This is a genomic window from Phytoactinopolyspora endophytica (assembly GCF_004138495.1).
In the GTDB taxonomy this organism is placed as follows: Bacteria; Actinomycetota; Actinomycetes; order Jiangellales; family Jiangellaceae; genus Phytoactinopolyspora; species Phytoactinopolyspora endophytica.
The window spans coordinates 49,152-49,549 of record NZ_ML142866.1 but is presented as its reverse complement, the minus strand read 5'-3'; the positions used below and the strand labels follow the sequence as shown (position 1 = coordinate 49,549).

Genomic DNA, 398 nt, shown 5'->3' with positions numbered 1-398 from the left:
GCCGTTCGGCTGTCCGGGTGATGTTGCGCGTTTCACGCAGAGTGGCGAGCAGCGCGATGCTGGGAGCTATCTGTTCGGCGAGGTGCTGGTCAGCAACGTCATCGTGACTACTCATACTTCAGTGTATGAATAAGTTGTGATCTATGTATTGGACGCATGGATGACGGCTCCGTAGCGTCACCACCATGGTGTCCCGGTCTGAGGCTCGGCGAATCACGCTCGGCGTGTCAGCCGCCGGGACGTCGTCGTTTGCGCTTCTGTACGCGCCGCAACCGGTTCTGTCTGAGCTGGCGACCGAGTACCAGCTCGATCCGGCGAGCGCGTCTCTCGCGGTGAGTGTGGCGACGGGCGCACTCGCGGTCGCCGTGCTGCCGATCGCCATGGTGTCCGAGGTAGCC

2 pseudogenes are annotated in these 398 nt (G+C 62.6%); one reads left to right on the top strand and one right to left on the bottom strand.

Annotated elements, in window-relative coordinates:
• Window positions 1–115: pseudogene (locus ELR45_RS42355) on the bottom strand (hypothetical protein); the annotation flags it as partial.
• Window positions 116–185: 70 nt separating this feature from the next.
• Between ELR45_RS42355 and ELR45_RS41580 the strand changes: the two are divergent.
• Window positions 186–398 (top strand): annotated as a pseudogene (locus ELR45_RS41580) (MFS transporter); the annotation flags it as partial.